This window comes from Micromonospora sp. NPDC048935 (genome assembly GCF_043197875.1).
Lineage (GTDB): Bacteria > Actinomycetota > Actinomycetes > Mycobacteriales > Micromonosporaceae > Micromonospora.
Genome location: NZ_JBICTZ010000016.1, coordinates 92,791 through 114,140 on the forward strand (window position 1 = coordinate 92,791; position 21,350 = coordinate 114,140).

Genomic DNA, 21,350 nt, shown 5'->3' on the forward strand with positions numbered 1-21,350 from the left:
GGTCACCGAGGTCGCACCGAGAGGTCACGGGCAGCTTGCCGGGCCGGTAGGCTGACCGCGCCCTGCTCCCTACCCCGAGGGTTGATATGAAGATCGCCGTGACCGGCTCGATCGCCACCGATCACCTGATGAGCTTCCCCGGTCGCTTCGCCGACCAACTCATCGCCGACCAGCTGCACAAGGTGTCCCTCTCCTTCCTGGTAGACGATCTGGTGCTCCGTCGCGGCGGCGTGGCGGCGAACATCGCCTTCGGCATGGGGCAACTGGGCCTGCGTCCGGTGCTGCTCGGCGCGGTGGGGGCGGACTTCGCCGACTACCGCTCCTGGCTGGAGCGCCACGGCGTCGACTGCGACTCGGTGCACGTCAGCGAGGTGGCGCACACCTCTCGGTTCGTCTGCACCACCGACACCGACATGTGCCAGATCGCGTCGTTCTACGCCGGCGCGATGAGCGAGGCCCGCAACATCGAGCTCGCCCCGGTCGCCGACCGGATCGGCGGCCTGGACCTGGTGCTGGTCAGCGCCAACGACCCCGAGGCGATGCTGCGGCACTCGGCCGAGTGCCGCACCCGTGGGTACGCGTTCGCCGCCGACCCCTCCCAGCAGCTCGCCCGGATGCCCGGCGAGGACGTGGTGGCGCTGATCGAGGGCGCCGACTACCTGATGACGAACGACTACGAGAAGTCGCTGTTGCAGAGCAAGGCGCAACTGACCGACGCTCAACTGCTGGACCTGGTCAAGGTGCGGGTCACCACGCTGGGCAAGCACGGTGTGGAGATCGCCGGGCGGGGCATCGACCCGATCCACGTGCCGATCGCGCGGGAGACCCGGGCGGTCGACCCGACCGGCGTGGGCGACGGCTTCCGGGCCGGGTTCTTCACCGCGCTCTCCTGGGGCCTGGGCCTGGAGCGCGCCGCCCAGGTCGGCTCGCTGCTGGCCACGCTGGTCCTGGAGACCGTCGGCACCCAGGAGTACGACATCCGCCCCGACCTGTTCGTCAAGCGCCTGGCCGAGTCCTACGGCGACGAGGCGGCGGACGAAGTCCGCCCCCACCTCCTCCCGGCCTGACCCCCTCTCCTCGCCGATCTTGCACTTTCGGTCGCCGTATCGCGGCTTTTGCGTCCTTTGCCGGGACAGAAAGTGCAAGATCGGCGGGGTGGGGTGGGTTAGTGCAGGCGGCGGATGTCGTAGGCGGGGCCTTCTGGGCCGTTCACCGCGCCCGTGAACTCCTGGCCGCGCATCCGGCACCAGGCGGGGATGTCGACCGCCGCCGCCGGGTCGTCGGCCAGCACCCGCACCACCGTGCCCACCGGCACCTGCGGCAGCCGCCGGGCCGCCGCGATCACGGGCAGCGGGCACCGCTGCCCCCGACAGTCGATCACCTCGTCCGGCATCGTCACAGCCCCACCACCCCCGCCTCGGCACGCAACCCGGCGACGATCCCCGGCAACTCGCCGAGGAACCGCTCCACGTCCGCCTCGGTCGTCTCCCGATGCAGGCTGACACGCACGTTGCCGTGCGAGAGCACCCCCATCGCCTCCAGCACGTGCGACGGACGCAACGTGGACGACGTACAGGACGAACCGGACGACACGGCGAAGCCCCGCCGGTCCAGAGCGTGCAGCAGCGCCTCACCGTCGACGTACAGGCACGAGAAGGTGACCAGGTGGGGGAGCCGGAGCACCGGGTCACCCACCACCTCCACGTCGGGCACCTCCGCCGCGACCCGCGCCCGGATCCGATCCACGAGCGGGGCCAGCCGGGTCGCCTCGGCCGCCGCGTCGGCCGCCGCCGCGCGCAGGCTCGCCGCCGCCGCCACCACCGCGGGCAGGTTCACCACCCCGGGGGTACGCCCACCCTCCCGCTCGTCGGCCGGCCAGGGTGACTCCCAACGGGTGCCCTTACGCACCACCAGCACCCCCACCCCGGGCGGACCACCCCACTTGTGGGCACTCGCGGTGAGCACCGACCAGCCGGCCGGCAGGGGCACCCGACCAACCGACTGCGCGGCGTCCACGTAGAGCGGCACCCCCACGTCGGCACAGTCGGCGGCCGCCTCGGCGACCGGCTGCACGGTCCCCACCTCGTGACTGGCGGTGATCAGCGCGGCCAGCGCGACCCCGGGGGCCCGGACCGCCGCCGACCACGCGGTCAGGTCCAGTCGCCCCAACCGGTCGACCGGCACCCCGGTGGCAGTCCCGCCCCTCGCAACGTGCCGCTGCGCGGCATGCAACACCGCCGAGTGCTCGATCGCCGAGTGCACGAGCGCCGACCCGACCCGGTGCCGCCCCGCCAGGCCCCCGAGCACAGCCCCGTGGGCTGCGGTCGTACCGCTGGGGGTGAACGACACCTCGTCGGCACGGGCGCCGAGGGTCACCGCGGTGGCCTCGCGGGCGGCGTCGAGCAGTTGCCGCGCCCGACGGGCCTGGGTGTAGAGCTTGCCCGGGTCGGCCCAGCCGTCGTCGAGCGCGGCCAGCAACGCCTGCCGCGCGACCGGATGCATCGGCGCGGCGGTCGCCGCGTCCAGGTAGACCGGGGATGCGCTCACAGATCATTACGCTATCGCGGCGGTATGCCGAGGTTCCCCCCAATGGGGGCGGACAGTGACCCCACCACGGTCGAGTCCGTCATGGTCGAGTAATCTGCGACCGTCGGTGACGCCTTTGCCGCCGGTGCTGAGGAAAGACGCACCGCGGCGCGCTAGGGAGGCAGGACCAGGTGGTCGCAAGGAGTTCGGAGGTACGGCCGTCGGCCGTACGGCACAGCGCTTCGCCAGGGGTCGGTGGACGCCGGGGGCGTGGTGCTGGTCGGTTGGCCGGGCTCGGTCTCAGTGGCGTGGCGCTGCTGATCCTGCTCACGGGCTGTGACGTGGGTCAGACCTTTCACGGCTTCGGCTGGCCGCAGGGCGGCATCTCGCCGGAGTCCAAGCGGATGTACGACCTGTGGATCGCCTCCTGCATCGCCGCCCTCGCGGTCGGCGTCTTCGTGTGGGGCCTGATCTTCTGGTGCGTCGTGCGCTACCGCAAGCGTGGCAACGCGCTGCCGGTGCAGACCCGCTACAACCTGCCGATGGAGTTCCTCTACACCATCGCGCCGATCCTGATCGTCTCGGTGCTCTTCTACTACACGGCGATCGTGCAGACCGACGTCGACAAGTTGTCGAAGAACCCGGACGTCACGGTCGAGGTCGTCGCCTTCAAGTGGAACTGGCAGTTCAACTACCGCGACGGCCAGGGCACCGAGGCCCGCACCACCGCGTCGACCCTCGGCACCAGCGAGGTCATTCCGGTGCTGGTGCTGCCGACCGGCCGGTCCATCCGCTTCGAGGAGACCAGCCGCGACGTCATCCACTCGTTCTGGGTGCCGGAGCTGCTGTTCAAGCGGGACGTCATGCCGGGCAAGATCCGCAACGTGTTCGAGGTCTCCAGTCTGGACGCCGAGGGTGCCTACGTCGGGCGCTGCGCCGAACTGTGCGGCAGCTACCACGCGTTCATGAACTTCGAGCTGCGGGTGGTCTCGCCGGAGAAGTACGACCAGTTCCTGGCCGCCAAGCAGAGCGGCAAGTCGACCCAGGACGCGCTGACCCAGATCGGCGAGGAGCCGTACGCGAAGACCACGCAGCCGTTCGAGACCCGGCGGACGCAGGACAACTTCAACCCGGACAAAGTTCCGGCCCGTACGGGAAGCTGAGGCAGCCGCATGAAGACCGAGTGGCGTATCTTCCTGATCATTGCCGGGTTCCTCGCCGGTGCCACCATCCTCTACGGCGCGTGGACGCACGGCGAGTCGGGCGGCGTCGAGTGGGTCGGCACCGTCGCCCTGCTGCTGTCGTTCCTGCTCTGCTCGATGTGCGGCGGCTTCTTCTGGTTCGTCTCCCGCCGCATCGACCTGCGCCCGGAGGACCGTCCCGACGCCGAGATCGCCGACGGTGCCGGTGAGGTCGGCTTCTTCAGCCCGGGCAGCTACTGGCCGTTCGGTCTGGCACTGGCCGCCGCGATCGCCGCGCTCGGCATGGTGTTCTGGCAGTACTGGCTGATCGGCGCCGGTCTGGTGGCTGTCGTCTTCTCCGCCTGCGGGCTGCTGTTCGAGTACTACAGCGGCACCCGGCGCACCGCCGAGCACTGATCCACCCGGTCGCCGTCACGGCCGACCCGTACGTCACGAAGGCCCGCATCCCACTGGGAGCGGGCCTTCGTCGTGGCCCGACCCGGGCGGTGCGGTGTGCCGTGTCGGGTGGTGCGGGGCTGGTGCGGTGTGCCGTGCGGGGCTGGTGCGGTGTGCCGTGCGGGTTGGTGCGGTGCGCGTGCGGGGCAGCGCGGGGTGGTTTGGTGCTGTCGGCTGCCGCGTGGTGCGGTGCGGTGTGGTGCGGGGTGGTGCGGCTGCCGCGTGGTGCGGGGTGGTGTGGTGTGGTGCGGCTGCCGGGAGGTGCGGTGCGGGTGCATGGTGGTGCGGCGCCGGGCGGGGGTGGTGTCGGGCCGAGCGGTGAGTCTCAGGCGGCGTTGCGGTGGGTGGGCTGGTGGCGTCGGCGCTCGGCCAGCCGGGTGACCGGAAAGGCGACCGTGGCGATCACCACGGCAGCCCCGCAGCCGGTGCAGATCAGCTCGGGACAGTCGGTGTCGTGGCCGTCGACGCAGGGTGGCGCCTCGAACGGCGCCACGTCCTCGCAGACGTCGCAGTAGAGCTCGCGGTGCGACACGGGTGTCTCCTTCTTACTCCAGGTGAACCGCCCCCGGATGCGACAACTGCGCACAACGGAAACGGAGAACCACTCGCCTGTAGTTTTCCACGCGGGTCCGACAAATCTCCGGCCAGCGCTGCCCGGGAGGCCCGACGCAGGCTCACTGCCGTCCCTGCGTCTCGGCGCCGCCGCAGCACCGGGCGCGGTTGTCGTAACCGGACCCCTTCCGAGGGCCGGGTGCAGAATCTCGTCGCAAGGCCCCCGTGGCAGGTTCTCGTCGCGGAGCTTGGCGCAAGGCCCAGGCGCAGGACCCGACCGCGGGGTCGAGTCGCCGGGTCGAGTCGCGGGGGCGAGTCGCGGGGGCGAGTCGCGGGGGCGAGTCGCGGGGTCGAGTCGCGGGGTCGAGTCGCGGGGTCGAGTCGCGGGGTCGAGTCGGGGGTCGCGGGGTCGAGTCGCCGGGGCGAGCCGCAGGGTCGAGTCGCATGATCCACTCGATATCACTGAAGTCGCGGTATCCGAGGCCGCCGGACACCGCCGATTCAAGGAACCCGAGTTGATCAAGGGCTGGGCGGCCGTGGGACACCACGGATTCGAGGATCCCGAGTCGATCAAGGGCTAGGGAGCGGCGGACGGTGAGTCGGAGAGCGACGGGCGGTCGCCGGTCGGCGCGTCAGTCGGCGGGCTGCGTCGGCAGGTCGGCGTCGGGCGGTGGTGTGATCGAGCGGGGCGGCGGGGCTGCGGGTGATCGGCGGTTGGCGCGCCGGCGTGGCGTCAGGTGGCGGGTGATCGGCGGCGCGGGCGCGTCGCCAGGTCGGCGCGCGGTCCGGCGGCGGGCTGTGCCGGCGAGCGGCCCGGCAGCGGGCTGTGCCGGCGAGCGGCCCGGCAGCGGGCTGTCGGTGGGCCGGCGGGGCGGCGCTGCGGTGGGCCAGCGGGCGGCGCTGTCAGTGGGCCGGCGGGCGGCGCTGTGGTCGGACGGGCCGGCCTGCGGGTGGCGGTCAGACGGGGGTCGATGCGAGGGCGGCGGCGGTCTTGACCCAGCGGTCCAGGGTCGCGGCGGCCGCACCGGAGTCGATCGACTCGGCCGCGCGGTGCATGCCCGCGCGCAGCGCCTCGGTCAGGTCGCCGTCGAGTGGACCCTGGGTGGCCAGCGCCGCGGCGGCGTTGACCAGCACCGCGTCCCGGACCGGACCCGCCGCACCGGCCAGCAGGCGATGGGCCACGTCGGCGTTGTAGGCGGCGTCACCGCCCCGCAGGTCGTTGAGGGTGGACCGGGGCACCCCCAGGTCCGCCGCGTCCAGCACGGCCTCGCGTACGGTGCCGCCCTGGGCTGCCCAGACGCGGGTCGGTGCGGCGGTGGTGAACTCGTCCAGGCCGTCCTCGCCCCGCATCACGAGCACCGAGTCGCCGCGGGCGGCGAACACGCTGGCCATCACCGGGGCCATCCGGGCGTCGAAGCAGCCGACCGCGCCGGATCGGGGGCGGGCCGGGTTGGCCAGCGGGCCGAGGAAGTTGAAGAAGGTGGGCACTCCCACCTCGCGGCGGACCGGGCCGGCGTGCCGCATTCCGGGGTGGTGCCGGGCCGCGAAGCAGAACCCGATGCCCGCCTCCTCGACGCAGCGGGCCACCTGCTCGGGGCCGAGGTCCAGGGGGATGCCGAGGAATTCCAGCAGGTCGGCGGTGCCGCACAGGGAGGAGGCGGCCCGGTTGCCGTGCTTCACCACGCGTACGCCGGTGCCCGCGACCACGAGCGCGGTCATGGTGGAGATGTTGACCGTGTGGGCGAGGTCACCGCCGGTGCCCACCACGTCGAGCGCGGTACGGCGTGTCTCCTCGGGGAGCACCACCGGGACCGCGCGACCCAGCATCGCCTCGACGAGACCGGCCAGCTCGGCGGGGGTCTCGCCCTTGGCCCGCAGCGCGATGGCGAAGCTCGCTATCCGCACCGGGCTCGCCGAGCCGGTCATGATCTCGTCCATCGCCCAGGCGGTGTCGGCGGTGGACAACTCCTCGCCGTGCAGCAGCGAGGTGAGCAGGTGCGGCCAGGTCCGATCACCCATGGCGGGCCTCCCGAGCGTACGAAGTGCGGGTGGGCTGGAACGGGCGTCGGCGGATCCGACGCCGTGACGGTGCCGGATTGCTGGGGGGACGTCAGGCGGGTGCGTGCGTCCGCAGCAGCTCGGCCACCGTGCCTCCGGTGGTCACCGGGTCGAGCGGGTGCACCAGCGTGGCATCGACCTCGGCGTACGCGGCGAGCCATCGGTCGGCGGCGCGGGCGATCACGAGGCAGGTCGGGGGAGCGTCGTCCCGGTCGTCCTTGATCTGCCGGGCGATGCCGATGCCGCCACCCGGGCTCGCCTCGCCGTCGAGCAGCAGCAGGTCGATCTCGTAGTCGTCGACGAGCCGGATGGTCTCCGAGTAGGTCGACGCGTCGACGAACTCGATCTGCAGGCCGGGCGCCGGTCGGGTGCCGACGGCCAACCGCATCCGATCACGGACCTGCGGGTCGTCGCTGTAGAGCAGGACGGTGCAAAGACGATCGCTCATGCCGGCACTCCGCTTCGCCGAACGGTCCGGGTACCGGCCGTTTCGTGATATCCCATGACCTCGAGGCGGCCTCGGCCGGGAGTCGGACGGTGAGCGGTGCCGTCGTGGGGCACCATCGCACTGCGCGTGACGGTTGGTTCGCTGTGCTCACTCATTGGCCGGGCTTGCTCCCACCTCGAAGATGCCCGCCGATCGTACCGGTCGGGGTGACGTAGCCGACATCCCGCCCGCCGCCACCCCTCGGGGCGTACCGTCCGGGCAGCTCAGGCGGTCGCGGCGTCGGCGGCGCGTTCGCGGGCCTCCTGGCGGTCCAGCTCGCGGTCGACCCGGCGGGCCTCGCGTTCGGACTGCTTGACCCACTGGACCACCAGCACCGCGAGCATGGTCACACTGACGAACTCGCCGCCGGCCCAGAGGATGCCGCCGGCGACCACCTGGTCCGCCTTGGGGTCGGCCCAGCTCAGGTTGAGCGACGGGTACCAGTCGCCGCCGAAGAGCGTGGTGCTCTGCATGATGGTGAGGCCGAGCACGGTGTGGAACGGCACCGAGAGCAGCATCAGCAGCGCCCGTGCCGGGTACGGCCAGCGGCCGGGCAGCGGGTCGAGGCCGAGCAGCGGCCAGAAGAACACGCAGCCGGTCATGATGAAGTGTGCGTGCACCAGCTCGTGGGCCCAGGCGTGTTCGAGGGTGAAGCGGTACAGGTCGCTGAAGTACAGCACGAACGGGTTGACCACGAAGATGGCGAACGCCACGAGCGGAAACGTGTAGACCCGGGCGGCGCGGCTGTGCACGATCGCCAGCAGGCGCTTGCGTGGCCCGACCGGCAGGGTCCGCAGGGCCAGCGTCATCGGCGCGCCCAGCGCCAGGAAGATCGGCGCCACCATGGACAGCACCATGTGCTGGATCATGTGCACGGACAGCAGCGCGGTGTCGTACGCGTGCAGGCCACTGACCGTGACCAGCGCGATGCCGCCCAGCCCGGGGCCGAGGAAGAACACGGTGCGGGCGACCGGCCAGCGGTCGCCGCGCAGGCGCAGCCGGTACACCCCGTAGAGGTACAGGCCGGCGGCGAGCACCAGGCCGAGGGCCAGCCAGCTGTCCAGCCGGGTCTCGGTCAGCACCGCGCCGACGGTGAACGGCGGCGGGGCCGAGGTGGCGGCGAGGATAGGATCGACGTGCAGCACGCTTTTCAGGCTAGGCCAGGCGAACCGGACCCTGACGGTCGGGCCACGGAAGGCGCAGGTTTGCCACCCCGCTGATCGCCGGCCCCGGTCAGGGGCAATAATGACGGCGTGACTGCGGCCCCAGCCATTGACAAGAGCCGGATCCACTCTCTGACCCGACCGAACATGGTCAGCGTCGGGACGATCGTGTGGCTCTCCAGCGAACTCATGTTCTTCGCGGCGCTGTTCGCGATGTACTTCTCGATCCGCGCGGCTGCGCCGGAGCAGTGGGAGAAGCACACCGAGGCGCTGAACATCCCGTACGCGACCACCTTCACGGTGATCCTGGTGCTGTCCTCCGTGACCTGCCAGCTCGGCGTCTTCGCGGCGGAGAAGGGCGACGTGCACGCGCTGCGGCGCTGGTTCACCGTCACCTTCGTGATGGGCCTGATCTTCGTGCTCGGCCAGCTGAACGAGTACCGGCACCTGGTCGAGGACGGCATCAAGATCAACGGAGACGGGTACGGGTCGGTGTTCTACCTGACCACCGGCTTCCACGGCCTGCACGTGACTGGCGGTCTGATCGCCTTCATCATCTTCATGGTCCGCACGACCATGGGCCGGTTCACCCCGGCGCAGGCGACCTCGGCGATCGTCGTGTCGTACTACTGGCACTTCGTCGACGTCGTGTGGATCGGGCTGTACGCCATGATCTACTGGCTTCAGTGATCTTGCGCGTCACATTCTGCGCTGCTGCTCCGTCCCCTGAGACAGGTCCAACCGGTTAAGGACACCGCTCATGACTTCTGACAACGACCGCCGACGCGGTCTGCTCGCGCGGTTGCGCGAGCGGCCCGCCGCGCGCAGCAGGGGCCGCCGCCGGCTGGGCGCCGCGGTCCGGCTGATCGCCGCGCTGATGCTGGCCGGCGGCGCCTACACCGTCTTCGCCCCCGGTGCCCAGGCGCAGGACAACCCGCAGCTGACCGGCGCCGCCGCCGAGGGCAAGGCGCTGTTCGACGTGAGTTGTGTGACCTGTCACGGCCGCAACGCCCAGGGCGTCGAGGGTCGCGGGCCGAGCCTGGTCGGCGTCGGCGCGGCCTCGGTCGAGTTCCAGGTCAGCTCCGGGCGGATGCCGCTGGCCCGCCAGGAGGCCCAGGCCCACCGCAAGCCCCCCGTCTTCACCGACGAGCAGACCCGTCAGCTCGCCCAGTACATCCAGGAGCTCGGCGGCGGCCCGGTCGTGCCCGCGGGCGACGACCTCCACGAGGACGGCAACGTCGCGGCCGGCGGTGAGCTGTTCCGGATCAACTGCTCGCAGTGCCACGCGTTCGGTGGTGGCGGCGGCGCGCTCTCCTCGGGCAAGTTCGCCCCGAGCCTGCACCCCGCGACCGACCGCCAGATCTACGCGGCCATGCTGAGCGGCCCACAGAACATGCCGGTGTTCGGCGACAACCAGCTTCGGCCGGAGCAGAAGGCCGACGTCATCGCCTACATCCAGGAGACGCTGAAGCACGACCAGGACCCGGGCGGGTTCAACCTCGGGCGGTACGGCCCGTCCACCGAGGGCCTGGCGATCTTCCTGGTTGGCATCGTGGCGCTCGTCTTCGCCAGCCTGTGGATTGCGGGCAAGTCGTGACCGAGCGGATCATCCGATTCAGTGCTGTGGCGCCGCGCGGTGCCACCCGTAGCGAGGTGACGGCATGAGCACCCACACCGAGCACCAGGCCCCGCAGGGTCGGGAGCCGCTCGACGTGAACGACCCCAAGCTGACCCGGTTCGACATCGTTCGCGAGGGCGCGCGTCGGGACGACATCGAGATCGTCCACTACGAGCCGCAGGTGCTGCCCGGCGCCAAGGCGGAGCGCCGGCTGACCCGCGTGGTCGCCGGGCTCTTCCTGATCACCGGTCTGGCCGCGACCGCCTTCCTGGCCATCTACATCTGGTGGCCCTGGCAGTACGAGCCGGGCCGAGGTGGCGACAAGTGGTATACGCCGCTGCTGGGCGCCACCCTCGGCATCGCGCTGCTGGCCGTCGGCTTCGGCATCCTGACCTGGGGCAAGAAGTTGCTGCCCAAGGAGGTCTCGATCCAGGACCGGCACGAGGGCCAGGTGGACTCCGAAGGCCGCACGATCACCGGTCAGACCATGCTCTACATGGCCGACGAGCTGGGCGTGAAGCGTCGCCCGCTGCTCGGCATCTCGCTGCTGGCCGGTCTCGCGCCGGTCGCCGCGGTCGCGGCGGCGCCGCTGGTCGGCGGTCTGATCTCCCAGCCGCACAAGAACAATCAGATGTTCACCACCGGGTTCGCCCCGGCCGAGGGTGGGCAGAAGATCCGGCTGGTCCGCGAGGACGGCCGCCCGGTTCGCCCGGCGGACGTCAGCGCCGGTGGCCAGTTGACCGTCTTCCCCGGCATCGAGCACGGTGTGAGCAACATCCACGCCGACTCCCCGACGCTGCTGATCCACCTGCGGGATTCGGACGCCCAGAAGTCGCGGGAGGCCAACTCGCGGCCGGGCGTCGGCCACGGCGACTACATGTGGGGCAACTACGCCGCGTTCTCGAAGGTCTGCACGCACGCGGGCTGCCCCGCCAGCCTGTACGAGCAGCAGACCAACCGGCTGCTCTGCCCGTGCCACCAGTCCCAGTTCCTGATCACCGACAACGCCCGGCCCGTCTTCGGTCCCGCCAGCCGGCGGCTGCCGCAGCTGCCGATCGAGGTGGATGCCGAGGGCTTCTTCGTGGCGAAGTCCGACTACACTGAGACCGTTGGGCCTGACTTCTGGGAGCGGCCATGAAGCGTCGAAAGTTCGATCTTGCGGCGACGCCGGGTAAGGCCGCGGTGGGAGTGGACGACCGCTTCCAGGTGGCCACCCCCCTGCGCAAACTGCTGAACAAGGTCTTCCCGGACCACTGGTCCTTCCTGCTCGGCGAGATCGCGCTGTTCTCGTTCATCGTCCTGCTGCTGACCGGTGTGTTCCTCACCTTCTTCTACGAGCCGGCGATGACCGAGGTGGTCTACAACGGCAGCTTCGCGCCGTTGCAGGGCACCCCGATGTCCGCCGCGTACGCGTCCAGCCTGGACCTCTCGTTCGACGTCCGCGGTGGTCTGGTGATGCGGCAGATGCACCACTGGGCGGCGCTGCTGTTCATGGCGTCGATCGTCGTGCACATGCTGCGGGTCTTCTTCACCGGTGCCTTCCGCAAGCCGCGCGAGACCAACTGGATCATCGGTTCGCTGCTGTTCTGGGTCGGCTTCCTGGCCGGCTTCACCGGTTACGGCCTGCCGGACGACGGCCTGTCCGGCACCGGCCTGCGGATCGCCTCGGCGATCATGCTGTCCATCCCGGTGATCGGGTCCTGGGTCACCTCGTCGATCTTCGGTGGCGAGTTCCCGGGCACGATGATCATCAGCCGGATGTTCATCGCCCACGTGCTGCTCATCCCGGGTCTGCTCGTCGCACTGATCAGCGTCCACCTGGGCCTGGTCTTCAAGCAGAAGCACACCCAGTGGCCCGGCCCCGGCCGGACCAACAACAACGTGGTCGGCGAGCGGATGTTCCCGCGGTACGCGCTGAAGCAGGGCGGCTTCTTCATGGTCGTCTTCGGCGTCATCGCGCTGCTGGGCGGTCTGCTCCAGATCAACCCGATCTGGCTGTTCGGCCCGTACGAGGCGTGGGTGGTCTCGGCCGCCAGCCAGCCCGACTGGTACGTCATGTTCCTCGACGGGTCGACCCGACTCATGCCCGCGTGGGAGATCAACATCCCGATCGGCGACGGATACGTCATCCCGCCGCTGTTCTGGCCGACGGTCGTGCTGCCCGGCATCATGGTGGGCCTGTCGACGATGTACCCGTTCCTGGAAGCCCGGCACCTCAAGGACCGCAAGAGCCACAACCTGCTCCAGCGTCCCCGCGACGTTCCGGCGCGGACCGCGGTCGGCGCCATGGCCGTCGCGTTCTACATCGTGCTGACGCTCTCCGGCGGCAACGACGTGATCGCCGACAAGTTCCAGATCAGCTTGAACGCGATGACCTGGGCCGGCCGGATCGGTCTGCTGGTGGTCCCGCCGATCGCGTACTACGTGACGTACCGGCTCTGCCTGGGTCTCCAGCAGCACGACCGGGAGGTGCTCGCGCACGGCGTGGAGACCGGCATCATCCGGCGTCTGCCGGACGGTCGGTTCGTCGAGGTGCACCAGCCGCTCAGCGCGTCCAACGGGCACGCGGACGGCCACGGCGAGCTGGAGTACGCCGGCTGGGTCGTGCCGAAGAAGATGAACCGGCTCGGGGCACTCGGCCCGGCCATCCGGGGCTTCTTCTACCCGATCGAGAGGCCGGTCGAGGCGCCTGTCTCACCGGGGCACCCGCCGGTCGAGCCCCGACCCGAGCGCGAGGAGATCACCAGCGGCGACAGTCGCCGCTGACCAGCCCAAACGCAGCGTTACGTGGCGCCCGCCGGATTCCGGCGGGCGCCACGTCGTATCCGCACCCACCGCCCATCCGGCCAGGAGTCGGACGGCCACGGCGGGACCGGTCGACCCCGCGCGACGGGCGATCGCAGGAATAACCCCGGTGAGCCGGGTATCCGTGCGGTCCAACGTCTCAAGGGGGGGAAGCATGTTGGGTATCAAACGCCTCGGCCTGTTGGCCGCGCTGGTACTGGTCGGGGTCGCGCCGGCTGCGGCCGCGCAGGCCGCGGCACAGCCGTCGACGCAGGACACCCAGTACCTGCAGGCGGTACACCAGGTCAACCTGTTCGAGATCACCGCCGGTGACCTGGCTCAGCAGAAGGGTCAGGACCAGGGGGTCAAGGACCTGGGCGCGATGCTGAAGACCGACCACACCCAGCTGGACCAGACGGTGCAGCAGACCGCGTCCCAACTCGGCGTGGAGTTGCCGAACGAGCCCAGCGCCGACCAGCAGGCGGTCATCGACAAGCTGAACAACGCCAGCGGTGCGGAGTTCGACAGGCTCTGGGTGACGAGTGAGCTGGCCGGCCACGTCCAGGCCATCCAGGCCACCCAGACGGAGATCTCGCAGGGCTCCGAGCAGTCGGTGGTCCAGTTGGCCCAGAACGCCCTGCCGACGCTTCAGGCGCACTACGACGAGCTGGTGCAGCTCGCCAACAAGTTGGGCATCCCGGTTCCGCAGACCAGCGCCAGCGGTACGCCCAGCCCCGGCGGCACCGGCACCGAGTCGCCGGCTCCGGGTGGCACCGGTACCGAGTCGCCGGCCCCGGGTGGCACCACGGAGTCCCCGGCTCCGGGTGGCGGCACCACCGAGACGCCGGCTCCCAGCATGAGCTGACGTAGCGACAGCAGACGGCCGGTCCACCCGTGGGGTGGACCGGCCGCCGTGCGTGCGCCGGTCAGTCGGCGCTGGCGAGGCCGATGGCGAACGCCTCCTCCAGGTCGTGCTGGGAGTACGCCCGGAACGCGATGTGCGACTCGGTGTTGAGCACACCCGGCACCTTGGAGATGCTGCCGGCGATGACCTGGGCGATCTGGTCGAACTCGCGGACCCGGACGATGGCGATGAGGTCGACGTGCCCGGCCACCGAGTAGACCTCGCTGACGCCGGTGAGGCTGGCCAGGGTCTCCGCCACCTCGGGGATCGCGTCGGTGGCACAGTCGATCAGCACGATTGCGGTGATCACGGGACATTTCTCCGTTCGTCGGCGTCGTCGCCCATGCTAGATGTTCCGGCGTGGCCCGGCGTCCTGGCCGTCGTCGTTGCCGCCCCACCGGTCATTGGACCGAGCTGTGGGCCAGCCCGGCGCTGTGGGCCGTGGCCGGTCAGCCGTGTGCGGTGGCCGTGACGGTGCTGCCGTCCGCGGTCCGGATCACGCCGCACAACCGCTCGCCGTCCGGCACGACCGCACCCGGCCACACCACGGTGCGGCACACGTCGCCGTCCACCCGCGCGCCCGCGCCGACGACGGACTCCACGCAACGACCGGTCACCGTGGCGGACCTGTCGACGAGGACGCCGCCGGCGGCGGCGTGCAGGTTGGCCGCCAGGTAGTCGGCGGGGGTGCCGGTGTCGTAGAAGGTGCCCCGGTAGGGCACCACCTCCAGGGCACCCGCCGCCTCCGCCGGGCGCCAGAGGGCGCGGACCAGGTCGGAGAGGACGACCGGCAGATCGCGGACGAGCCGCCAGGGCAGCAACGAGAAGCCGGTGAAACAGTGCCCGGAGAAGGTGCCCGGTGCCGCCGGGTCCGCGGCGGACTGGCCGAGCAGGCGTACGGTGTGGCCGTCCCACCCGTCGAGCAGGGCGGCCACGTCCGGGCCCGGCGCGGCGGCCGGGTCGGCGAGGTACGCGTCGGCGTTGCCGACCAGCACCGGCCGCCCGTCGATCCAGTCCCGCAGGTTGGCCACCCCGCCCGCGGTGCCCAGCGGATCGCCCGGCTCGACGGACACGTGGGCGCGGTCGCCAACGTGCGCGACCACCTGGTCGCCGAGGTAGCAGGCATTGACCGCGACCCGGTCGGGGCCGGCCAGGCCGAGCCCCGCCACCCGGGCCAACGCCCGATCCAGCAGCGGCACGTTGCCCACCGGGCAGAGGGCCTTGGGCACCCGCTCGGTGAGCGGGCGCAACCGGGTGCCCTCGCCTGCGGCGAGCACCACCGCGCACACCTCGGCCGGCACGGCAGCCCCGCCGGTCACGGCAGGTCGTCGGGGATCGGGGGCGGGAACTGCCCGGCCAGCGGCCCGATGTCGTAGTAGGCGAGCAGCCGGGCGGTCGGCCAGGTCAGCTTGGGCAGGTCGTCCAGGGGGTGCCAGGCGGCCTCGAAGACCTCCGCGCCGTCGACCGCCAGCTTGGTGCCCGACGCCGGCACCTCCGTCTCGAAGACCATGTCCACCCAGCCCTTGGCATGCACGATCGCGTTCGGCACCGCCGGGCGTAACCGGGACGGGGGGAGTCGGACACCGGATTCCTCGAACAGCTCGCGGGCCGCACCCACCACCGGGGGTTCGCCCCGGTCCAGGAGGCCGGCGGGCAGCGACCAGCCCTTGCCGGGTGGCTGGCGCAGCATCAGCAGCCGGCCCGCGCCCGTCGCCTCGGAATCGCGGACCAGGGTGACCGCACCGACGATGTACTTGGGCATCGCCAGCTTGACCAGGCGCCGACGCACCGGCAGCGGCAGCCGGTAGAAAGCCTGGTAGAAGACGGCCCGACCGGTGGCACGGGAACGGGGGATCATGCTCCCAGGCTAGTGGTCGCGAATGTCCCTCGGACGCGCTGGGCCGCCAGGGTCACTGTCGATGGTCGACCAGGTCGATGAGCTGGCGTACGACGGTGTCCGGTTCGATCACCCGGTCGAAGACCGCGACCAGCAGGGTCTCCAGGTCGGGATAGCCCAACTCCTCGGAGAGGCGCAACAGCGGCAGGTCGCTGGCGAGGCCCCGGTTGTGCTGACGCAGGGCGAGCCCGATGGTGGCCCGGCCGAGGCGGACCTTGTCGCTGATCGTGATGCCCGGCTCGGTGTGCTCGGCGAACCACCTGTTGATCTGCATCTGCGCGTGCGGCGACTTGACGAAGCTCAGCCACTCCCGACGGGGGCCCCGCGACGCACCGGCCTCGAGACCGTTGTCGCCGTCGTTCTCGGTGAAGATCTCCACCACGTCGCCCTCGTCCAGCTCCGAGCTCAGTGGGGCGAGCCGACCGTTGATCCGCGCGGCGAGACAGTGGTCGCCCCGCTCGTTGCCCAGCTCGTACGCGAGGTCGACAGGGGTGGCGCCGCCCGGCAGCACGACCTGCCGCCCGTCGGCGAAGACCTGGATCTGGCCATCGGCGAGGTCGCAGCGCAGCGACTCGTAGAACTGCGCCGGGTCGGCGGCGTCCGGCTCCCAGTCGAGCACGCGGCGCAGCCAGTCCAACTGCTCGGCGCGGGCCGCCGCGCTGCCCCGACCCGACTGGGGGAAGCGGAAGTCGGCGGCGATGCCGTACTCGGCGGAGCGGTGCATCTCCTCGGTGCGGATCAGCACCTCGACGGTGCGGTCCTGGGGGCCGCAGACGCTTGTGTGCAGCGACCGGTAGAGGTTGTTCTTCGGTGAGGCGATGAAGTCCTTGAAACGGCCGGGCACGGGACGCCATGTGCCGTGGACCGCGCCCAGGGCGGCGTAACAGTCGGTGGCCGGGCCGTCGACCACCACCACGATGCGGGGCAGGTCGAACGGGGCGGTGTGGCCGCCGGCGATGGTGTCCTTCCAGATCGAGTAGAGGTGCCGGGGGCGGGGGCTCACCACGGCGTCGACCCGACTGCGCTTGAGCGCGACCCGGGCACGGGTGACCACCGCGTCGAGGTACGTGTCCCAGCCCGGCCGGTCGTGCACGTGCCGGGCCAGCCGGGCGTGCTCGTCGGGCTCCAGGTGCAGCAGCACCACGTCGTCCAGCTCTCGCTTGAGGGTCTGGATGCCCAGCCGGTCACAGAGCGGGACCAGCACCTCCTGGGTCTTGCGGGCGATGCGTTCCCGCGAGGACGCGGAGCGCACCCCGAGGGTGCGCATGTTGTGCAGCCGATCGGCCAGTTTGATGATCAGCACCCGGACGTCCTTGGCGGCCGCCACGATCATCTTGCGGATCGTCTCGGCCTCGGCGGCCTTGCCGTAGAACGCCTTGTCGAACTTGGTCACCCCGTCGACCAGGTGGGCCACCTCGCCGCCGAAGTCCTCGGAGAGCGCCTGGAGGGTGTAGCGGGTGTCCTCCACGGTGTCGTGCAGCAGCGCCGCGACCAGGGTGGTGGTGTCCATGCCCAGCTCGGCGCAGATCTGCGCCACCGCGAGAGGGTGGGTGATGTACGGCTCGCCGCTCTTGCGGAACTGCCCGCGGTGCATGTTTTCCGCGATCGTGTACGCGCGGCGCAGCACGGCGGGGTCGGTGCCCGCGTGGATGCCCCGGTGGGTGCGCACCAGGTGGGTGACCGGGTCGGAGTCGGTGGTCGGCCAGCTGAGCAGCGACCGCAGCCGGCGGGTGAGCGGCAGCTCGCCCGGCTGTGTCGGCAGGGCGCCCCCCAGGGCGGCGCCGTGTCCGGCGTCGACGTCCACGAGGGACACCTCCTCACCCCGGCTCCGCGACGCCGGCGGCCGGCGACAGGGAGCAGGCCCACGAATCGGGCAGGACTGCACTTCCTTAACAGCCTAAGCGAGTAGACGTAGTCCGATCGGTCAGTTGGTCATGAGCGTTCGGTCGAGAGTTGGTGGGACCCGCCGTTGTCGGCCTTTGCCAGCAGGTCACGAAACCGGGCCGCGCCTCTGACCGGCGAGGACCAACCGGAGGACATCTCGACAAGTCGGGTCTCCGGTCGTTCCAACCAGGACAGGATCCGCTCGGACTCCTCGGCGGTGGCCGCCGGCACCGGGCCGTGCCCGCCCGCCACCGTCTCGGCAGTGGCCCGGATGGCGGTCAGCGTGGGCCGCGGGTGCGCCCCGGGCGGGGACACCCCCGCGCCGGCCAGCCGGCCGTGCCGCACCAGCGCCAACTCCCAGCCACCCCGGGCGGCCGGGCGGGCCGCGGCCAACTCGACGATCCCGGTGAGCGCGGCCAGCCGCTGCATCCGCACGGTGGCCCGCAGCACCGCCGCCAGCCGGAAGCGCACCACGGCGGCCTCCTCGTAGCGCTGGTCGGCCGAGAGCACGTCGATCCGGGCGAGCAGCGCGTCCACCACCGGCTGCGGGTCACTCGTCGTGGCGGTGCGGAAGGGACGGGCCGCGCTGTCGTCGTACTCCTCGGGGGTGATCCGGTGCTCGCAGGGTGCCGGGCAGCGACCCAGCTCGGCCAGCGCGCAGGCCGGCGTGACGGTGCGCAGCGAGAGCCGGTGCGTGCACTGGCGCAGCGGCACGGCGTCGTGGAAACCGGCGGCGGCCAGCTCCGCGGCCCGCCGGGAGGTGAACGGCCCGAGGTACGCGGTGTCGGTGGGGGACAGGTCACGGACGATCGAGAGCCGAGGATAGGGACCGTCGGTCAGCTTGAGCCAGACCATCCGTTCCGGATATTTCGACCGTCGGTTGTACGGCGGGGCGTGCGCGGCGATCAACCGCAGCTCGCGGACCTCCGCCTCCAACGAGTGCGCGCACTCCACCGCCTCGACCCGCTCGGCCGCCGCGAGCATCTCGGAGATCCGCGCGCGCTTCTCACCGGCGGTGAAGTAGCTGCGCACCCGGGTGGCGATGTCGACGGAGGTGCCCACGTAGAGCGGACGGTCGTCGGCGGCCCGGAAGACGTAGACCCCGGGGACCTTGGGCAACCCGTCGGCCAGGTGCCGTTTGCGCCGTTGCGTCGGGGTGACCGCCCGGGCGAACTCGATGGCGTCGCCGACCGTGTCCACCCGGTGCCCGCCGAGCCGACCGATCAGCCCGTGCAGCACGTCGACTGTCGCCAACGCGTCGTCGAGGGCGCGGTGGGTCGGCTGGGTGGCGGTGCGGAAGTAGGCCGCCAGGGTGCCGAGCTTGCGGTTGGGCACCTCGTCGCGGGTCAGCACCCGGCGGGCCAGCGCCGCAGTGTCCAACACGCGCGGGTTGGGCCAGCGGTAGCCGTGCTTGGCGCAGGCGGCCTTGAGGAAGCCCACGTCGTACGGGGCGTTGTGGGCCACCAGCACCGCGTCGGCGATGAACTCCAGGAAGCTCGGCAGCACCTGCTCGATCGGCGGCGCCGGCACCAGCATCGCCTGGGTGATGCCGGTCAGCACGGTGATGAACGGCGGGATGGGCTGCCCCGGGTTGACCAGGGTGGCGAGCACGCCCAACTGCTCGCCACCGCGCACCCGGACCGCGCCGATCTCGGTGATGCCGCCGCCGTCCGGCGCGCCGCCGGTGGTCTCCAGGTCGACCACCACGAAGGTGGTCGCGTAGAGCGGCAGCGCCGGGTCCACCCCGCCCACCGCCGGGTCGAAACCGGCAAGTGATTCCTGGACGTACTCCGCCTGTGCCATCGTCGGCACGCTAGCGCCACGGTCCGACACTCCCGTCGCAGCCGTCCCACCAGTCACCATGGGGCTAGGATGAGAGATCGGCTCACTCACCGGGCGGTGGGCCCGGTCGCGGTGGGAGACTTGCCACATGCCCCTCACCGAGCCGCACGACGACCACCTCCCGCAGGAGGATCCGGTCGCGCTCGACGGTGACGTGGGCAACCCGGACGACAACGTAGTCAGCGCGACATCCGGCGCACTCGACCCGACCGCGCAGGTCGACGGCCCGGCCGTCGAGCCGGAGCCGACGCTGCCCGAGCCGGTCCGGCAGCGGATCGTGACGCTGACCGCCGCGGTGCTGCCCACCCTGCCCGGCGACGAGGTGCCGGTGCCCCTGCGCCGGGTGGCCAAGTTCGCCCCCAACCGGCGCGCCCGCCTCGGTGCGCCGGCCATCGCCGCCCAGCTCACCGCCGACCCACTGTTCCGACAGCGGGTCACCGCCCGGGTCCTGGCCGACGCCGGCGACCTCGGTGCCGCCGTCGTCGAGGGCACCGCCCCGGCCGCGGCCGACCCGGTCGAGGTCGCCGCGCTGGCCTACCTGGCCCGGCCGCGCGGTTGGCGGGAGCTGATCGACGCCAGCGGTGCCGCCGTCCGCGCCGAGGCGGACAGCGCGGTCGTCGCCGAGTTGGTCCGCGAGGCCGAGCAGCGGGCCACCCGTGCCGAGCACGACCGGGCGGTGGCGCGGGTCGAGGCGGACAAGCTCCGCGACGAGTTGGCCCGCGTCCGCGAGGAGCTGGGTCAGCTCCGGGAGGAGGCCCGGCAGGTCGCCCGCGCACTGCGGGAGACCCAGGCCCGCGAGCGCAAGGCCACGGAGTTGCTGGCCACCGAGCGCGGCCGGGCCGCGCGTGCCAGCGCCGACGTGGACGCCGAGCTGCGCCGCGCCCGCGCCCGGCTGGCCGAGGCGGAGGCCGCCGCCGGGGTGGCCCGGGCCACCGCCAAGGAGGCCCGCTCGGTCGACGACGCACGGCTCTGGCTGCTGCTGGAGACCATCGGCCAGGCCGCCGTCGGGTTGCGCCGCGAGTTGGCGCTCGACCCGGTCGACAAACTCCCCGCCGACTTCGTCGCCGACGCGTTCGCCGAGCAGCCGGGCACCGCCCCGGCCAGCCCCGCCGCCCGTGCCCGCGACACCGACGACCCGGCTCGGCTCGACCAACTGCTCGCCCTGCCCCGGGCGCACCTCGTGGTGGACGGCTACAACGTCACCAAGCGCGGCTTCGGCGAGATGTCCCTGGAGCAGCAGCGCAAACGCCTGATCACCGGGCTGGGCGGGATCGCCGCGCAGACCGGCGACGAGGTCACCGTGGTCTTCGACGGCGCCGAGCGGATGCACGGGCTGCCGCCCGCGCCGCGCGGCGTACGGGTGCTGTTCTCCCGCAAGGGCGAGACCGCCGACGAGCTGATCCGCCGGCTGGTCCGCGCCGAGCCGTCGGGGCGGCCGGTGGTGGTGGTCTCGTCGGACCGCGAGGTCGCCGACGGGGTACGCCGACACGGCGCCTATCCGCTGGGCGCCGACTCGCTGCTGCGGCGGCTCGCCCGCTCCTGACACACCCCCCGGATGCCGCGATCGGCACGGCTTTCATGAGATCGGGGTGTCCGGCCGCGTGGGATGGCCCGATTTCAGGGAACTGGAGTCGATCTCGCCCCCAAACGGCCGGTCGGACGTCATTTCTGTCGTACCCGGTGGTTAGCGTCGATGTCACCGACGGTGCTCGGGCGGCGACGACAAGGCGCGCCGGCCGTGTGTCGCGAGCGATCAGGAGGGCTCGATGCTCATCGACTGCGACGGGTGCGCGAGGCAGGCCGACGACTGTTCCGGCTGCCTGCTCGCCGCCCTGTTCGACGAGACGTCCCCGGCGGCCGGGCTGGTCGCCGCCGAGGTCCAGGCGATCGAGGTGTTCGCGCGGGCGGGTTTCGACGTGGAGGTGCTGGCCGCGCCAGAGCGTCCCGGCGAGGCTCGCCAGCGGGCCGTCCGTCGCATCGCCTGAGCGTGACACCGCG

At 71.7% G+C, this 21,350-nt stretch carries 21 protein-coding genes; 10 read left to right on the forward strand and 11 right to left on the reverse strand.

What is annotated here, in order from left to right:
• The first annotated feature begins 86 nt into the window (after positions 1–86).
• On the forward strand, positions 87–1,067 hold the full coding sequence (locus tag ACGFIW_RS31235) for a carbohydrate kinase family protein (RefSeq protein ID WP_393323439.1): 981 nt from the start codon (positions 87–89) through the stop codon (positions 1,065–1,067).
• Positions 1,068–1,165: 98 nt separating this feature from the next.
• Here ACGFIW_RS31235 and ACGFIW_RS31240 read toward each other — a convergent pair whose 3' ends face one another.
• Positions 1,166–1,399: a sulfurtransferase TusA family protein gene (locus ACGFIW_RS31240; protein ID WP_393323442.1), complete on the reverse strand. Its 234-nt coding sequence runs from the start codon at positions 1,397–1,399 to the stop codon at positions 1,166–1,168.
• Positions 1,396–2,547, reverse strand: coding sequence for a cysteine desulfurase family protein (locus ACGFIW_RS31245; protein WP_393323445.1), 1,152 nt, complete (start codon positions 2,545–2,547; stop codon positions 1,396–1,398). The genes ACGFIW_RS31240 and ACGFIW_RS31245 overlap by 4 nt, the downstream gene beginning before the upstream one ends.
• A gap of 170 nt (positions 2,548–2,717) precedes the next feature.
• Between ACGFIW_RS31245 and coxB the strand changes: the two genes are divergently transcribed.
• Positions 2,718–3,689 (forward strand): cytochrome c oxidase subunit II, encoded by a 972-nt coding sequence (gene coxB, locus ACGFIW_RS31250; RefSeq protein ID WP_393323448.1) that lies wholly within the window; start codon positions 2,718–2,720, stop codon positions 3,687–3,689.
• Positions 3,690–3,698: 9 nt separating this feature from the next.
• A complete protein-coding gene (locus ACGFIW_RS31255) occupies positions 3,699–4,124 on the forward strand; it encodes a cytochrome c oxidase subunit 4 (RefSeq protein ID WP_393323450.1) in 426 nt (141 codons plus the stop codon).
• 364 nt (positions 4,125–4,488) lie between these two features.
• Here the strand turns inward: ACGFIW_RS31255 and ACGFIW_RS31260 are convergent, their stop codons facing one another.
• From ACGFIW_RS31260 to ACGFIW_RS31275, 4 genes are all read right to left on the reverse strand, one after another.
• Positions 4,489–4,695 (reverse strand): hypothetical protein, encoded by a 207-nt coding sequence (locus tag ACGFIW_RS31260; protein ID WP_393323453.1) that lies wholly within the window; start codon positions 4,693–4,695, stop codon positions 4,489–4,491.
• Between the two features lie 977 nt (positions 4,696–5,672).
• Positions 5,673–6,734 (reverse strand): anthranilate phosphoribosyltransferase, encoded by a 1,062-nt coding sequence (gene trpD / locus ACGFIW_RS31265; protein WP_393323455.1) that lies wholly within the window; start codon positions 6,732–6,734, stop codon positions 5,673–5,675.
• Positions 6,735–6,825: 91 nt separating this feature from the next.
• Complete coding sequence (locus ACGFIW_RS31270; protein WP_393323458.1) at positions 6,826–7,221, reverse strand: hypothetical protein; 396 nt, start codon at positions 7,219–7,221, stop codon at positions 6,826–6,828.
• A 263-nt stretch (positions 7,222–7,484) separates the two neighbouring features.
• The gene (locus ACGFIW_RS31275) at positions 7,485–8,405 is read right to left on the reverse strand and encodes a cytochrome c oxidase assembly protein (protein ID WP_393323461.1); all 921 of its coding nucleotides are present in this window, start codon (positions 8,403–8,405) and stop codon (positions 7,485–7,487) included.
• A 108-nt stretch (positions 8,406–8,513) separates the two neighbouring features.
• Between ACGFIW_RS31275 and ACGFIW_RS31280 the strand changes: the two genes are divergently transcribed.
• The 5 genes from ACGFIW_RS31280 to ACGFIW_RS31300 all read left to right on the forward strand — a co-directional run bounded on the left by ACGFIW_RS31280 (position 8,514) and on the right by ACGFIW_RS31300 (position 13,690).
• The gene (locus ACGFIW_RS31280) at positions 8,514–9,113 is read left to right on the forward strand and encodes a heme-copper oxidase subunit III (RefSeq protein WP_124820713.1); all 600 of its coding nucleotides are present in this window, start codon (positions 8,514–8,516) and stop codon (positions 9,111–9,113) included.
• Positions 9,114–9,183: 70 nt separating this feature from the next.
• Complete coding sequence (locus tag ACGFIW_RS31285) at positions 9,184–10,020, forward strand: cytochrome c (RefSeq protein ID WP_393323463.1); 837 nt, start codon at positions 9,184–9,186, stop codon at positions 10,018–10,020.
• A 64-nt stretch (positions 10,021–10,084) separates the two neighbouring features.
• Positions 10,085–11,179 carry a ubiquinol-cytochrome c reductase iron-sulfur subunit gene (locus tag ACGFIW_RS31290; protein WP_393323466.1) on the forward strand — a complete coding sequence of 365 codons (1,095 nt, stop codon included), beginning with the start codon at positions 10,085–10,087 and terminating at the stop codon, positions 11,177–11,179.
• Positions 11,176–12,807: a cytochrome b N-terminal domain-containing protein gene (locus ACGFIW_RS31295; protein ID WP_393323469.1), complete on the forward strand. Its 1,632-nt coding sequence runs from the start codon at positions 11,176–11,178 to the stop codon at positions 12,805–12,807. The genes ACGFIW_RS31290 and ACGFIW_RS31295 overlap by 4 nt, the downstream gene beginning before the upstream one ends.
• Positions 12,808–13,000: 193 nt before the next feature.
• Positions 13,001–13,690 carry a DUF4142 domain-containing protein gene (locus ACGFIW_RS31300; protein ID WP_393323472.1) on the forward strand — a complete coding sequence of 230 codons (690 nt, stop codon included), beginning with the start codon at positions 13,001–13,003 and terminating at the stop codon, positions 13,688–13,690.
• A 61-nt stretch (positions 13,691–13,751) separates the two neighbouring features.
• Here ACGFIW_RS31300 and ACGFIW_RS31305 read toward each other — a convergent pair whose 3' ends face one another.
• The 5 genes from ACGFIW_RS31305 to ACGFIW_RS31325 form a co-directional block, all read right to left on the reverse strand.
• Positions 13,752–14,039, reverse strand: a complete 288-nt coding sequence (locus tag ACGFIW_RS31305; protein WP_393323474.1) for an Lrp/AsnC family transcriptional regulator — start codon at positions 14,037–14,039, stop codon at positions 13,752–13,754.
• A 139-nt stretch (positions 14,040–14,178) separates the two neighbouring features.
• Complete coding sequence (locus ACGFIW_RS31310) at positions 14,179–15,048, reverse strand: NDP-sugar synthase (protein ID WP_393323477.1); 870 nt, start codon at positions 15,046–15,048, stop codon at positions 14,179–14,181.
• Complete coding sequence (locus ACGFIW_RS31315; protein WP_393323480.1) at positions 15,045–15,587, reverse strand: NUDIX hydrolase; 543 nt, start codon at positions 15,585–15,587, stop codon at positions 15,045–15,047. Before ACGFIW_RS31315 ends, ACGFIW_RS31310 begins: the two co-directional genes overlap by 4 nt.
• Positions 15,588–15,639: 52 nt before the next feature.
• Positions 15,640–17,430, reverse strand: coding sequence for a RelA/SpoT family protein (locus ACGFIW_RS31320; RefSeq protein ID WP_393323569.1), 1,791 nt, complete (start codon positions 17,428–17,430; stop codon positions 15,640–15,642).
• Between the two features lie 128 nt (positions 17,431–17,558).
• Entirely contained in the window at positions 17,559–19,313 is a 1,755-nt protein-coding gene (locus ACGFIW_RS31325; protein ID WP_393323483.1) for a DEDD exonuclease domain-containing protein, read from the reverse strand.
• A gap of 127 nt (positions 19,314–19,440) precedes the next feature.
• Between ACGFIW_RS31325 and ACGFIW_RS31330 the strand changes: the two genes are divergently transcribed.
• Together ACGFIW_RS31330 and ACGFIW_RS31335 are read left to right on the forward strand one after the other, a co-directional pair.
• Positions 19,441–20,895 (forward strand): NYN domain-containing protein, encoded by a 1,455-nt coding sequence (locus tag ACGFIW_RS31330; protein WP_393323486.1) that lies wholly within the window; start codon positions 19,441–19,443, stop codon positions 20,893–20,895.
• Between the two features lie 223 nt (positions 20,896–21,118).
• Positions 21,119–21,337, forward strand: coding sequence for a hypothetical protein (locus ACGFIW_RS31335; protein WP_393323489.1), 219 nt, complete (start codon positions 21,119–21,121; stop codon positions 21,335–21,337).
• Positions 21,338–21,350: the final 13 nt, after the last annotated feature.

What these genes read in the sequence shown, in the direction of transcription:
- ACGFIW_RS31235 (WP_393323439.1), top strand. Translation starts at nt 87, where the DNA reads ATGAAGATCGCCGTGACCGGCTCGATCGCCACCGATCACCTGATGAGC.
- ACGFIW_RS31255 (WP_393323450.1), top strand. Translation starts at nt 3,699, where the DNA reads ATGAAGACCGAGTGGCGTATCTTCCTGATCATTGCCGGGTTCCTCGCC.
- trpD (WP_393323455.1), bottom strand. Translation starts at nt 6,734, where the DNA reads ATGGGTGATCGGACCTGGCCGCACCTGCTCACCTCGCTGCTGCACGGC.
- ACGFIW_RS31270 (WP_393323458.1), bottom strand. Translation starts at nt 7,221, where the DNA reads ATGAGCGATCGTCTTTGCACCGTCCTGCTCTACAGCGACGACCCGCAG.
- ACGFIW_RS31285 (WP_393323463.1), top strand. Translation starts at nt 9,184, where the DNA reads ATGACTTCTGACAACGACCGCCGACGCGGTCTGCTCGCGCGGTTGCGC.
- ACGFIW_RS31290 (WP_393323466.1), top strand. Translation starts at nt 10,085, where the DNA reads ATGAGCACCCACACCGAGCACCAGGCCCCGCAGGGTCGGGAGCCGCTC.
- ACGFIW_RS31295 (WP_393323469.1), top strand. Translation starts at nt 11,176, where the DNA reads ATGAAGCGTCGAAAGTTCGATCTTGCGGCGACGCCGGGTAAGGCCGCG.
- ACGFIW_RS31300 (WP_393323472.1), top strand. Translation starts at nt 13,001, where the DNA reads ATGTTGGGTATCAAACGCCTCGGCCTGTTGGCCGCGCTGGTACTGGTC.
- ACGFIW_RS31315 (WP_393323480.1), bottom strand. Translation starts at nt 15,587, where the DNA reads ATGATCCCCCGTTCCCGTGCCACCGGTCGGGCCGTCTTCTACCAGGCT.
- ACGFIW_RS31325 (WP_393323483.1), bottom strand. Translation starts at nt 19,313, where the DNA reads ATGGCACAGGCGGAGTACGTCCAGGAATCACTTGCCGGTTTCGACCCG.
- ACGFIW_RS31330 (WP_393323486.1), top strand. Translation starts at nt 19,441, where the DNA reads ATGCCCCTCACCGAGCCGCACGACGACCACCTCCCGCAGGAGGATCCG.
- ACGFIW_RS31335 (WP_393323489.1), top strand. Translation starts at nt 21,119, where the DNA reads ATGCTCATCGACTGCGACGGGTGCGCGAGGCAGGCCGACGACTGTTCC.